The organism is Enterobacter sp. HK169, assembly GCF_001719105.1.
Classification (GTDB): Bacteria; Pseudomonadota; Gammaproteobacteria; order Enterobacterales; family Enterobacteriaceae; genus Enterobacter; species Enterobacter asburiae_B.
Map to the genome: position 1 here is coordinate 1,585,791 of NZ_CP017087.1, position 12,309 is coordinate 1,598,099.

Below are 12,309 nucleotides of genomic sequence, written 5' to 3' on the forward strand. Positions count from 1 at the left end.
AAAACGAATTAAATGTCGAGGATATGATCGCCGTTGCATAATTGCCCTGAAACAGGGCAACGTCTCTTTTCATGCACTCTGTTTGTGCACAGAATCAGGCCCCTTGCCAGCGGGTGAAGAGATCTTCAGGCAGGTCGATGTCAAACTGATCCAGCACGCGGTTAACGGTCTGATTAATCACGTCGTCCAGCGAGGTCGGGCGATGATAAAACGCCGGAACCGGCGGCATGATGATGGCCCCAAGCTCGGCGGCCTGGGTCATTAAACGCAGATGGCCGAGATGCAGCGGCGTTTCCCGCACGCAGAGCACCAGAGGACGACGCTCCTTCAGCACCACATCCGCCGCGCGCGTCACCAGGGTGTCGGTATAGCTGTTCACAATGCCGGAGAGCGTTTTAATTGAACAGGGCAGGATAACCATGCCGGCCGTTTTAAACGAGCCTGAGGAGATGCTGGCGGCGATATCACGGGCATCGTGAACCACGTCCGCCAGTGCCTGAACATCGCGCAGGGAGAGATCGGTTTCCAGAGAGAGGGTTTGCCGCGCCGCCTGGCTCATCACCAGATGGGTCTCGACTTCCGCCACGTTACGCAGAACCTGTAACAGACGTACGCCGTAAATAGCGCCGCTGGCGCCGCTAAGCCCAACAATGAGTCGTTTCATGATTTTCGCCCTTACTGATTTCAGGGCAGACTGTGCAGGATTTTGCGGGGAGTTGCAAGTGAGGGCGTTCGCCCTCACCTGCCGGACCATCAACCTTCGTTGTGCATCTCTAAGCTTTCAAGATCGTTCTGCATCTGCACGGCTTTCGCATCGTCGTTGCGCAGAGAATCAAGATAGTCGAGGTACTGCTGGTCAACGTCTTTGGTCACGTAAATACCGTTGAACACGGAGCATTCAAACTGCTGAATTTCCGGGTTCTCGGCGCGCACCGCGTCGATGAGATCGTTTAGATCCTGGAAAATCAGGCCGTCGGCACCGATGATCTGGCGAATTTCATCCACTTCACGGCCGTGAGCGATCAGCTCGTTGGCGGTTGGCATATCGATGCCGTACACGTTCGGGAAGCGAATCTCCGGCGCTGCAGAGGCCAGGTAAACTTTCTTCGCACCCGCTTCGCGCGCCATCTCGATAATCTGCTCAGAGGTGGTGCCGCGAACGATGGAGTCATCCACCAGCAGAACGTTCTTGTCGCGGAATTCCGCGCGGTTGGCGTTCAGCTTGCGGCGCACGGACTTACGGCGCAGGTGCTGGCCCGGCATGATAAAGGTGCGGCCAACGTAGCGGTTCTTCACGAAGCCCTGACGGTATGGCTTGTCCAGGATGCGGGCGATCTCCAGCGCGATATCGCAGGAGGTTTCCGGGATAGGAATAACCACGTCGATGTCGAGATCGTCCCACTCGCGGGCAATCTTCTCGCCCAGCTTGGTGCCCATGTTGACGCGCGCGCTGTAGACGGAAATCTTGTCGATGAAGGAATCCGGGCGGGCAAAGTAAACGTATTCAAACAGGCACGGGTTGCTGACTGGGTTATCGGCACACTGGCGGGTAAACAGCTGGCCCTTCTCGGTGATATAGACCGCTTCGCCCGGCGCAACGTCACGCAGGAACTCAAAGCCCAGGGTATCCAGCGCCACGCTCTCAGAGGCAACCATATATTCGGTACGGCCATCGCCAAGGTCGCGCTTGCCGAGCACCAGGGGACGAATGCCGTTTGGATCGCGGAAGGCAACCATGCCGTGACCAATGATCATCGCCACGCAGGCGTACGCGCCGCGGATCTGGCGGTTTGTCGCGGCAATGGCAGCAAAGATGTTGTCTGCTTCCAGCGGGTAGTGACGGAAGTTATCCAGCTCGCTGGCGAACACATTGAGCAGGATTTCAGAATCAGAGGTGGTGTTAATGTGGCGACGTTTCTCTTCGAACAGCTTTTTACGCAGCTCATGCGCGTTGGTCAGGTTGCCGTTATGAGCAAGGGTGATGCCATACGGTGAGTTGACGTAGAAAGGCTGTGCCTCGGAGGCGCTGGAACTGCCAGCAGTAGGATAACGAACGTGACCGATCCCCATATTACCTTGCAGACGCTGCATATGGCGGGCTTCAAACACATCGTTTACCAGGCCATTCGCCTTGCGTAAACGGAAGCAGTTGTTTGCATCAATGGTGATGATACCCGCAGCATCCTGCCCACGGTGCTGAAGCACCGTTAACGCGTCATAAATCGACTGGTTTACCGGCATGAAACCGGCGATACCGACAATACCGCACATTCGTCTTTTCCTCGTTAAGCCACATCTCAGGGTTTATGCCCTGGGCAAAAAACTCGACGAGCTTTGCAGATAGTCAAAGAACCATCTGATGATGAAGCTGAACTCTGGAATGAGCTGCGATTTCTGCCAGTCTTCGCTTTTGGAGAACCCGGTGAAGGTATCCAGGAAGAACAGGATCGCGGCCACAATCAGCACGCCTCGTAACGCCCCGAAACAGATCCCGAGCACCCTGTCCGTTCCTGACAGACCGGTTTTCTCGACCAGCTGACCTATCACGTAATTCACGATAGCGCCGACAATCAGCGTTGCGATAAACAGCACCGCGATGGCAATTCCGTTTCGGACCAGTTCATCTTCAAAGCCCGTGAACCAGACAGACAGGTAAGTGTAGTAATGACTGGCAACAAAGAAAGCACAACCCCAGGTTACCAGCGATAACGCTTCACGAACAAAGCCACGGATCAGGCTAACCAGACAGGAAAAACCAATCACCGCAATGATGGCGTAATCAATCCAGACCATATGTGTCCCACGATTTAACGCCCTGTCATCCAGTTCGGGGCGAATTCTAACAGAAAAAGAAAACGTTTGCGTAGGGATTTCCTTCCCGCGCGTAAATAAAAAAGGCGCTGAAAAAATGTTCAACGCCACGGTCCATTTGACGTCTCTGTGGACGTCTGCTCCCCCTCACCCCGGCCCTCTCCCTCAAGGGAGAGGGAGCAAACCACTCCGAGGTTGGGTAAGATCTTATCAGTTCGCGCTGTAGCCCATCACCACACCGCTCAGGCCGGAGATCTGCTTCAGCTCGCCCAGCGAACCCTTAAGCTTATCTTTGGACGCTTCTGGCCCCACGAGGATGCGGGTAATTTTACCCTGCACCGGCGTGGAAGGTGAAGTGTAAACACGATATCCCGCACTGCGCAGTTTGCTCACGACCTCGTTAACTTTGTCGGCGTTTTTCAGCGCGCCGAGCTGCACAACATACGCTTTTCCGGTCGGTGCCGCGTCTTGTTTTGCCGGCGGTGGGGTTTCTGATGCGGCAGCCAGCTGCTCTGCGGCTTTATCCCGCTGCGGTTTCGGCTGCGGCTTCTCAACCGGCTTCGTTTTTTCAACGGGTTTAGGCTGCTCAACCGGCACCGGATCGATATCGCTGCTGCTCGCTGCCGCCAGACGAGACGGATCGAGCGACGGGGCGGCGGCATCGCCTGCGCGCACCTCTTCCGCCGCGCCTTCCGGCGGCTGAGCAGGCAGCGCCTGCGTCGCCGCTGGCAGCATATCCGGCTCATCACGGTCACCCGGTTTCGGCACCAGCGGAATAGCGGCAAACTCGTCCTGATAATGCTTTTTCTGCCCGTCGAGCAGACCCGGGAGAATAATCACCCCGAGCGCGACCAGCACAATGGTTCCTGTTAAACGGTTCTGAAACTTACTCGCCACCGGTTCTCCCCGCGTCCATCACTTCCATGACATGTGCCACCGTGTGGAATGAACCACACACCAGCACGGTATCTTCTGGTTTAGCATCCGCCATCGCGGCATGCCAGGCCTGCGCCACGCTACTATAGATTGCGCCTTTGCCGAGATGTTCCATCAACTGCTCAGCCGTCGCGCCGCGCGGCCCCTCCAGAGGAGCACAATACCAGCTATCGACCACAGTCTCCATGCAGGCCAGCGTCCCGCCGATATCTTTATCATGAAGCATACCGATAACCGCCAGCACGCGCCCGGTTTTTGGTAACGATTTGAGACGTCCCGCGAGATACGCCGCCGCATGCGGGTTATGCGCCACGTCCAGAATCAGGCGCGGTGACTCGCTGACAATCTGGAAGCGCCCGGGCAGAATTGCGCTCTGAATGCCGTCGCGAATTGCCTGCTCGCTGACCGCTAATCCGCTGGCGCGCAGTGCCGCCAGCGCGGTGGCCGCGTTCGGCTGCGGCACCTGCGGCAGCGGCAGGTTGTCCAGCGCTCCATGGGCATCGCTGAAGCGCCAGCCGTTATCCTGAACCTCATACTGCCAGTCAACGCCGCGGCGCAGCAGACGCGCGCCCTTCTCGTTTGCCACGTCAGCAATGGTGTGCGGCATGTCCGGCTCGCCGACCACGGCGGGTTTACTCGCCCGGAAAATACCGGCCTTCTCGCGGCCAATGCTTTCACGATCCGGTCCCAGCCAGTCGATATGGTCCAGCGCGATGCTGGTGACCACCGCCACGTCCGCATCCACCATATTGGTCGCATCAAGACGTCCGCCGAGGCCAACCTCAAGGATCACGACATCCAGCTGCGCCTGTTTGAACAGCCACAGCGCCGACAGGGTGCCGTATTCAAAATAGGTTAATGAGATCTCACCGCGTGCGGCTTCAATTTCCGCGAACGACGCCGTATGCGCCGATTCCGGCAGCTCGCTGTTCTGCACGCGAACCCGCTCGGTGTAGCGGACCAGGTGTGGAGAGCTGTAAACGCCTACCCTGTAACCCGCAGCCATCAGGACAGATTCCAGCGTGCGGCAGGTTGTGCCTTTACCGTTGGTGCCCGCGACGGTGAACACAAAAGGTGCCGGTTTGAGCACATCAAGACGCGCGGCGACCTGGCTTACGCGCTCAAGCCCCATATCGATGGTTTTACTGTGCAGGTTTTCCAGATAAGAAAGCCACGCGGCCAGGGGCGACGTGGCTTGGGGAATGCTTTTATTTTCCATAATGCCCGGTTGTCATTAACAGATTAGAAAGCAAAAGGGCAGCGCCAACCGGCCCTGCCCTTTTCAGTTATCAGGCCTCGGGTTCCTGATCCGGTACCACCACGCCTTCGCGCGGCTCATCCGGGTTCGGCGCTGGCAGATTCATCAGCTTCGCCAGAATGCTCGCCAGCTTCAGGCGCATTTCCGGACGGCGGACGATCATATCGATAGCGCCTTTCTCAATGAGGAACTCACTGCGCTGGAAGCCAGGCGGCAGCTTTTCACGAACGGTCTGCTCGATAACGCGAGGACCCGCAAAGCCGATCAGCGCTTTTGGCTCAGCGATGTTCAGGTCGCCCAGCATCGCGAAGCTCGCGGAGACGCCGCCCATGGTTGGGTCGGTCAGCACGGAGATGTACGGAAGACCGCGCTCCTGCATTTTCGCCAGCGCAGCAGAGGTTTTCGCCATCTGCATCAGCGACATCAGCGCTTCCTGCATACGCGCGCCGCCGGAGGCAGAGAAGCAGATCAGCGGACAGTTGTCTTCCAGCGCCTGCTCAACGGCACGCACGAAGCGCGCACCGACCACGGAGCCCATTGAGCCGCCCATAAAGGAGAACTCAAAGGCAGCGGCGACAACCGGCATCTCATGCAGGGTGCCTTTCATGACGATCAGCGCGTCTTTCTCGCCGGTCTCTTTCTGTGCAGAGGCCAGACGATCTTTATATTTTTTGGAATCGCGGAACTTCAGCACGTCTTTTGGCTCAAGTTCGCTACCCAGCTCTACCAGAGAGCCTTCGTCCAGCAGGCTATGCAGGCGGTTGCGCGCCGACATACGCATATGGTGGTCACACTTCGGACACACCTCAAGGTTGCGCTCCAGCTCTGCGCGATACAGAACCTGACCGCAGCTATCACACTTCGTCCATACCCCTTCAGGAATGCTCGCTTTGCGCGTTGGGGTAATGTTGCTTTTAATTCGTTCAATCCAGCTCATTGATAACCTTTCTGCCTGAACCTGGTCGTATGCCAGTTTTGCTATAAGAGGCGAATAATGCCATTTTTGCCTCCAACAGACCATGAATGTTGCACATTAAAACATAACAGCCCGAAACTTTGGATAAAAAAGTGGTCGAACCGCCAGCGTGCATTTACTTCGCTTGTTTTGCCGCCGCACGTTTGTGACGAATGATTTCGATAACGCCAGGCAGTACGGAAAGCACAATAATCGCTACAATCAGTAACTTAAGGTTTTCCTGCACCACCGGAAGATCGCCAAACAGATAGCCTGCGTAGGTAAACAGCAGTACCCACAGCAGCGCGCCAACCACGTTGTATGCCGCAAAATGACGATAGGACATATGCCCCATTCCCGCCACAAACGGTGCAAATGTGCGCACAATAGGCACAAAACGCGCAAGGATAATGGTTTTCCCGCCATGGCGTTCATAAAACGCATGGGTTTTGTCTAAATAGCTGCGACGGAAAATTTTCGAATCAGGATTGCTGAAAAGCCGCTCACCGAACACCCGTCCAATCGTATAGTTGACCGCATCACCGACAATGGCGGCAATCACCATCAGCACAACCATAAGATGCACATTCAGATCGTTAGTGGGTAACGCCGATAGCGCCCCGGCAACGAACAGCAGTGAATCCCCTGGCAGGAATGGGGTAACGACCAGACCGGTTTCACAAAACAGAATGAGGAACAGAATGGCGTAAACCCAGACGCCATACTGCGCGACCAGCTCTGCCAGGTGAACATCAATATGCAGAATGAAATCAATCAGAAAACGTATTACGTCCATATTGTCTAAGCCCTAATTGCACCTTTGTTTAGTCCGCTAAAAACAGCGGGCCCATTGGCGGTTTCGGCAGGTCAAATCGATCCGGATAGTCTACTGAGACCAGATACAATCCTTCCGCTTTCGCCGTGGCTGCCGCAAGCGTTCTGTCCTTCGCTGCCAGCAGGTCTGCAATCCAGCTCTCCGGCTGGTGTCCGGCACCCACTTCCATCAGGCTGCCTACAATATTCCGAACCATATGATGTACAAAGGCATTGGCTTTGATATCCACCACCACATACGCGCCAAAACGGCTGACGTTTATGTGCATGACGTTGCGCCACGGCGTGCGGGACTGACACTGCACCGCACGAAACGACGTAAAGTCATTTTCACCAATCAGACACTGCGCCGCGCGATGCATACGTTCTGCATCAAGCGGTTCATAAAAATGCGTGACGCCCTGGCTTAACACCGCCGGACGCAGGCGCTGGTTGTAGATGACATAACGGTAGCGACGCGCCGTTGCGCTGAAGCGCGCGTGAAAATCATCCGGCACAGCTTTTACCCAACGCACCGCAATGTCACCAGGCAAATTCGCATTTACACCCAGCGTCCAGGCGGCATCCTTACGCACGGCGGTGGTTTCAAAGTGCACCACCTGGCCCGTGCCGTGAACTCCCGCGTCCGTACGTCCCGCGCACAGGACGTTAATCGGCTCGTTTGCCACCTGAGAGAGCGCTTTCTCCAGCTTCTCCTGGACGCTGCGCACCTCATTCTGACGTTGCCAGCCATAATATTTACTGCCATCGTACTCAATTCCGAGAGCAATTCTATGGACCGGCTTTTGTTCCTCGCCTGACATCAGTACAGGTACTCCTGCACCAGCTTTTCAGCGATTTTGACCGCCATCAGCGCGCCGCCGAAGCGAACGTTATCGGCAACGGACCAGAACTGAACCTGCTCCGGCATGCCGTAATCGTTACGCACGCAGCCAACGGAAAGATGCGCGCTGCCGGTGGCATCGCCAACCTGCGTCGGAAACTCGCTCTCTTCAGAGAGCACGATGTCTTCACCGCGGCCAAACGCGTCGCGCGCCTCTTCTGCCGCCAGCGGACGGAGGGCTTCAAAGCCGACCATCTGCGCGTGGCCGTAGAAGACCGGAGACTGCACGACGTTCGCGGAAATCATCAGGCCATCGTCCTGCAGAATTTTACGCACTTCATCGACGATACGGCGCTCTTCGCGCACGGAGCCCTCGCGGTCCGGCAGCAGCGGCAGCATGTTGAACGCCAGCTGGCGGCCAAAGAAATCATCTTCGTCAATCGGGATACCGTTCAGCAGCTTCGCGCTCTGCCCGGCCAGGGCGTCAACGGCCTTTTTGCCGTTCGCGGACGCGGACAGTAGGCTGGTGACGGTAATGCGCGACAGGCCACCGTCATCGATCAGCGGTTTCAGGGCGGTCAGCAGCTGGCTGGTGAGGCTGTTCGGGACCGCAATGACGTTACGGTTGCGGTAGTCAGCCAGCACAAACGGGTTCACGTCCGGCACCACCAGCGGCACATCCGGCTCCATTGAGAACAGACCGCTCAGGTCAATCACCAGGCAACCAGCGTTGGTCGCCTCTTCAACGTAAGCAGCCGTCGCTTCAGCGCCCGCTGCGAAAAACGCCAGCTGCGCCTGCGTCCAGTCGAACGCGGTCGCGTCCTGAACCATGACGGATTTACCGTTAAAACGCAGATGCTCACCTGCGCTGTCGGTACGGGCCAGCGCATAGATATCGCCCACCGGGAACTGACGCTCAGCAAGGGTTTCGAGCAGGGCTTCGCCCACGGCACCCGTGGCACCTAAAATGGCAATGTTCCAGCCTTCAGACATGGTGGTTTACTCCAGAAATAAAAAAGCGTCCCTGCCGGAGTATCCGACAGGGAGCATTAAGAAGACATTAATGCGCCGGGTGATGAACGGCGTTAAACCCCAGCTTATGCAGCAGCGTCGCCGCCGGGGCGTCGTCGCATATTACATACAGGGAAGACCACTCGCGGCGCTCAACGTAGTTCTTGCGCAGCTTATCAAATTCACCCGGGATCCCCGCCACTTTACGCAGCAGCGCATCATCGCGGCGCACATCATACACCAAATGCACCAGCCTTTTCAGCGTTGCCTGATCGAGCGGACCGTGCAGGGTAATGCGGCCAAATTCAGGCGCGGAGAGTAAGGTATCCAGCGCCACCTGCTGCGGATGGCCGATAAAAGCGCTGTAGGCTTCGAAGACCTGCGTCGTGCCGCGCGCTTTCCCCTCGAGGGTATAACCGGCGATATGCGCCGTGCCCACGTCCACCTTGTTAAGCAGCTCAACGTTGAGATCCGGCTCCGGCTCCCAGACGTCCAGCACCACGCTGAGGTCTTGTCCTTCGTTCAGGCATGTCAGCAGCGCGGCGTTATCTACCACCGGACCACGGCAGGCATTTATCAGAATAGTGCCAGCCTTCAGACGACGGATCAGCGCCTCGTCAGCAAGATGCAGCGACTTATACGGCCCCTCTTTAAACAGCGGCGTGTGGAACGTCAGCACGTCACACTGTTCAACCAGCTCATCCAGCGAGCGGAAATCCCCGTCATCGCCGTTATCTTTACGCGGCGGATCGCACAGCAGCGTGCGGATCCCTAACGCTTCAAGGCGCTTTTGCAGGCGCCCGCCGACGTTACCCACGCCGACAATCCCCACGGTGCGGTCATTCAGCGCAAACCCGTCGCGCTCGGCCAGCATCAGCAGGGAGGAGAAAACGTATTCCACAACGGCAATGGCGTTACAGCCCGGCGCGGCGGAAAAACCGATTCCGGCCTGCTTCAGCCATTTATCATCCACATGATCGGTCCCTGCCGTTGCGGTTCCGACAAACTTAATCGCTTTACCAGCGAGCAACGCCTCATTTACTTTGGTCACCGAGCGCACCATCAGCGCGTCTGCGTCATCCAGTTCGTTGACCGGGATCGGGCGACCAGGGACAGCCTTAACGTTACCCAGGCGGCTAAACAGCTCACGGGCGTAAGGCATATTTTCATCAACGAGGATTTTCACGTCTGAGTACCTGTTTGAGAGGAAGAAAACCTGCCAAGTGTGCCATAATCTGGCCGCCAGGCATATATGTATGCCGGGTTTACGCTGAGTTTTGACTTTAAGGATTTTTGACGATGCAGCCCATTTCAGGTACGCCGCCACGCCCTCCGGGTGAAGGCCCCGTCACGCCAAACGTTGCCGGTGAACAACCGCTATCCACGCAACAGCGCACCGTGCTGGAGCGACTGATCACGCGCCTGATTGCGCTGACTTCACAGCAAAACGCGGAAGTCTGGGCCGGGGTAAAGCATGATTTAGGCGTGAGGAACGACGCACCGCTGCAGTCGCGCCATTTCCCTGCGGCCGAGCAAAACCTGAACCAGCGTATTAATACCGCGCAGCAGAACCACACCACGCGCCAGATTGTTGCTCAGCTGACCGAGCTGCTGGGTCAGGGCAATAACCGCCAGGCGGTGAGCGATTTTATTCGCCAGCAGTATGGTCAGACCGCGCTGGGCCAGCTGACGCCCGACCAGCTCAAAACCGTGCTGACCCTGCTGCAGAACAACGAGCTGTCTATTCCGCAGCCTCAGGTGCGCCCGGCGACCGAGCGTCCGCTGCTGCCTGCCGAGCACAACACGCTCAAGCAGATGGTGACGAAGCTGGCTGCGGCCACCGGCGAACCGACGAAGCTTATCTGGCAATCCATGCTGGAGCTGTCCGGCGTGAAAGCGGGTGAGCTGATCCCGGCCAAACAGTTTACGCATCTGGTGACCTGGCTCCAGGCGCGCCAGACGCTCAGCACACAGAATGCCCCTACCCTGCATACCGTCCAGGCGGCACTGAAGCAGCCGCTTGAGCCGCACGAGTTTGAAGTCATTCGGGATTACGCCCAGCAAAACTGGCAGGCCACGCCGCAAACGGTTCTGACCACCGCGCAGGTGCAGGATCTGCTCAATCAAATCTTCGTTCGCCGCGCCGAGCGCGAGGGCGGCGTGCCGGAGGTGAGAAACATTCAGCCGATCTACAGCCCGCTGTTTGCGCCAGTCGTCGAGACGTTCAGAACGCTCTCTGCGCGTCCGGGGTTGATGTTTATTGCGCTACTGATTGCGCTGGCGATTTTCTGGCTGGTTGCTTAACACTGCCGGGTGGCGGCTTCGCCTTACCCGGCCTACGGCTAGTGCGGTTGTAGGCCCGGTAAGCGAAGCGCCACCGGGCAAAAACTACGATCTGCGAAACGCCACCAGCGTCACCACGATCCCCACCACTGCGGAAACCGCACCGGCCAGAAAGACGGACGGATAACCGAACGAGGTGGCTAACACCCCGGCCAGCGGCCCGGTTACCCCGTATGAGATATCCTGAAAGGCCGCATAGCCGCCCAGCGCCGTACCGCGCACCTGCGGGGCCACGCGCTTCACCACTTCAACGCCCAGCGCCGGGAAGATCAGTGAACAGCCGCAGCCGGTCAACGCCGCGCCAAGCAGCGCAACGGATGCAACGGGTGCATTCCACAGCAGCAGCAGACCGATGGTTTCAATCACCAGCGACGCCACCGCCACCTTCACGCCGCCAAAGCGATCCGGCATCCAGCCGAAAAGCACGCGCATCAGCACAAACGCGCCGCCAAACGCGGTGAGCGTAAAACCGGCCATCGCCCAGCCGCGGCTCATAAAATAGAGCGAGACGAAGGTACCAATCACCGCAAAACCCACGCCCTGCAGCGCCAGGCCAAGACCCGGCTGCCAGATTTGGCCGACCACGCTCCACAGGGAAGGACGCTCGCCTTTGTGCGCGGGCACCTTACGCACCGAGCCGTTAAACGCCCACGCCAGCAGGGGTAAAACCATGGTGGTGGCAGCCAGCGCCGCAAATCCAAACTGGCTATTGATCAGCAGCCCAATCGGTGCGCCTGCGGCCAGCGCGCCATAGATGGCCATACCGTTCCAGGACATCACCTTGCCGGAGCGTGCCGGCCCCACCAGCCCCATTCCCCAGGTCAGGGTGCCGGTCAGCAGCTGGCTTTCACCGAATCCAAGGATTAAACGGCCCAGCACCAGCAGCGCGAATTTATACGCGGCGTCTACCGGCAGCAGAGCAGCCAGCAGCCATGCGCCGCCCGCCAGCCCACAGGCAAACATCCCCTGTAGCGCCGAGCGTTTTGCACCGTGTTGATCCGCCAGCCGTCCGGCGTAACCGCGGGTCAATACCGTGGCTAAAAACTGAATGCCCACGGCAATGCCGACCATGGTGTTGCCATAGCCCAGCTCCTGATGAACGAACAGCGGGATCACCGGCAGCGGCAGGCCGACGGTCATATAGGTCAGAAATACCGCAAAAGCGATACGGAACAGCGAGACGTTCGCTGAAGGGGTTGTTTCTGTTTGAGTTACTGCAGTCATGCTTTACTCCGAAATGAAGAGTAAGGCGGGGAAATGCCACGCCCCCTCTACCTGATGATCAGGATTAAGGTGCGTTGGTTGACGTTAAACGCTTACGCATTATCGTGAGGATAA

At 57.8% G+C, this 12,309-nt stretch carries 12 protein-coding genes; 1 reads left to right on the forward strand and 11 read right to left on the reverse strand.

Annotated features, from left to right (window positions below; genetic code table 11):
- Positions 1 to 94: 94 nt before the first annotated feature.
- The 10 genes from EnteroDNA1_RS07520 to pdxB form a co-directional block, all read right to left on the reverse strand.
- Complete coding sequence (locus EnteroDNA1_RS07520) at positions 95 to 664, reverse strand: UbiX family flavin prenyltransferase (RefSeq protein ID WP_029740194.1); 570 nt, start codon at positions 662 to 664, stop codon at positions 95 to 97.
- A gap of 89 nt (positions 665 to 753) precedes the next feature.
- A complete protein-coding gene (purF, locus tag EnteroDNA1_RS07525; protein ID WP_024908947.1) occupies positions 754 to 2,271 on the reverse strand; it encodes an amidophosphoribosyltransferase in 1,518 nt (505 codons plus the stop codon).
- 33 nt (positions 2,272 to 2,304) lie between these two features.
- Complete coding sequence (gene cvpA / locus EnteroDNA1_RS07530) at positions 2,305 to 2,793, reverse strand: colicin V production protein (RefSeq protein ID WP_000262116.1); 489 nt, start codon at positions 2,791 to 2,793, stop codon at positions 2,305 to 2,307.
- Between the two features lie 228 nt (positions 2,794 to 3,021).
- Complete coding sequence (dedD, locus tag EnteroDNA1_RS07535) at positions 3,022 to 3,708, reverse strand: cell division protein DedD (RefSeq protein ID WP_069303122.1); 687 nt, start codon at positions 3,706 to 3,708, stop codon at positions 3,022 to 3,024.
- Entirely contained in the window at positions 3,698 to 4,966 is a 1,269-nt protein-coding gene (folC, locus tag EnteroDNA1_RS07540) for a bifunctional tetrahydrofolate synthase/dihydrofolate synthase (RefSeq protein ID WP_069303123.1), read from the reverse strand. Before folC ends, dedD begins: the two co-directional genes overlap by 11 nt.
- Before the next feature lie 70 nt (positions 4,967 to 5,036).
- Positions 5,037 to 5,942 carry an acetyl-CoA carboxylase, carboxyltransferase subunit beta gene (gene accD / locus EnteroDNA1_RS07545; RefSeq protein WP_003861408.1) on the reverse strand — a complete coding sequence of 302 codons (906 nt, stop codon included), beginning with the start codon at positions 5,940 to 5,942 and terminating at the stop codon, positions 5,037 to 5,039.
- 154 nt (positions 5,943 to 6,096) lie between these two features.
- A complete protein-coding gene (locus EnteroDNA1_RS07550; RefSeq protein ID WP_039263236.1) occupies positions 6,097 to 6,756 on the reverse strand; it encodes a DedA family protein in 660 nt (219 codons plus the stop codon).
- A 28-nt stretch (positions 6,757 to 6,784) separates the two neighbouring features.
- Positions 6,785 to 7,597: a tRNA pseudouridine(38-40) synthase TruA gene (gene truA / locus EnteroDNA1_RS07555; RefSeq protein WP_069303124.1), complete on the reverse strand. Its 813-nt coding sequence runs from the start codon at positions 7,595 to 7,597 to the stop codon at positions 6,785 to 6,787.
- Positions 7,597 to 8,610: an aspartate-semialdehyde dehydrogenase gene (locus tag EnteroDNA1_RS07560; RefSeq protein WP_047060627.1), complete on the reverse strand. Its 1,014-nt coding sequence runs from the start codon at positions 8,608 to 8,610 to the stop codon at positions 7,597 to 7,599. The genes truA and EnteroDNA1_RS07560 overlap by 1 nt, the downstream gene beginning before the upstream one ends.
- A gap of 67 nt (positions 8,611 to 8,677) precedes the next feature.
- Positions 8,678 to 9,814: a 4-phosphoerythronate dehydrogenase PdxB gene (gene pdxB, locus EnteroDNA1_RS07565; protein ID WP_069303125.1), complete on the reverse strand. Its 1,137-nt coding sequence runs from the start codon at positions 9,812 to 9,814 to the stop codon at positions 8,678 to 8,680.
- Positions 9,815 to 9,927: 113 nt separating this feature from the next.
- On the opposite strand from pdxB, the gene flk reads away from it, so the two are divergent.
- Positions 9,928 to 10,932: a flagella biosynthesis regulator Flk gene (gene flk / locus EnteroDNA1_RS07570; protein WP_029740201.1), complete on the forward strand. Its 1,005-nt coding sequence runs from the start codon at positions 9,928 to 9,930 to the stop codon at positions 10,930 to 10,932.
- Positions 10,933 to 11,016: 84 nt separating this feature from the next.
- Here the strand turns inward: flk and EnteroDNA1_RS07575 are convergent, their stop codons facing one another.
- Positions 11,017 to 12,195 carry an MFS transporter gene (locus EnteroDNA1_RS07575; RefSeq protein ID WP_069303126.1) on the reverse strand — a complete coding sequence of 393 codons (1,179 nt, stop codon included), beginning with the start codon at positions 12,193 to 12,195 and terminating at the stop codon, positions 11,017 to 11,019.
- Positions 12,196 to 12,309 lie beyond the last annotated feature (114 nt).

Excerpts from the sequence above, each read along its gene's own strand:
- EnteroDNA1_RS07520 (WP_029740194.1), bottom strand. The coding sequence starts at position 664 with ATGAAACGACTCATTGTTGGGCTTAGCGGCGCCAGCGGCGCTATTTAC.
- purF (WP_024908947.1), bottom strand. The coding sequence starts at position 2,271 with ATGTGCGGTATTGTCGGTATCGCCGGTTTCATGCCGGTAAACCAGTCG.
- cvpA (WP_000262116.1), bottom strand. The coding sequence starts at position 2,793 with ATGGTCTGGATTGATTACGCCATCATTGCGGTGATTGGTTTTTCCTGT.
- folC (WP_069303123.1), bottom strand. The coding sequence starts at position 4,966 with ATGGAAAATAAAAGCATTCCCCAAGCCACGTCGCCCCTGGCCGCGTGG.
- accD (WP_003861408.1), bottom strand. The coding sequence starts at position 5,942 with ATGAGCTGGATTGAACGAATTAAAAGCAACATTACCCCAACGCGCAAA.
- EnteroDNA1_RS07550 (WP_039263236.1), bottom strand. The coding sequence starts at position 6,756 with ATGGACGTAATACGTTTTCTGATTGATTTCATTCTGCATATTGATGTT.
- truA (WP_069303124.1), bottom strand. The coding sequence starts at position 7,597 with ATGTCAGGCGAGGAACAAAAGCCGGTCCATAGAATTGCTCTCGGAATT.
- EnteroDNA1_RS07560 (WP_047060627.1), bottom strand. The coding sequence starts at position 8,610 with ATGTCTGAAGGCTGGAACATTGCCATTTTAGGTGCCACGGGTGCCGTG.
- flk (WP_029740201.1), top strand. The coding sequence starts at position 9,928 with ATGCAGCCCATTTCAGGTACGCCGCCACGCCCTCCGGGTGAAGGCCCC.
- EnteroDNA1_RS07575 (WP_069303126.1), bottom strand. The coding sequence starts at position 12,195 with ATGACTGCAGTAACTCAAACAGAAACAACCCCTTCAGCGAACGTCTCG.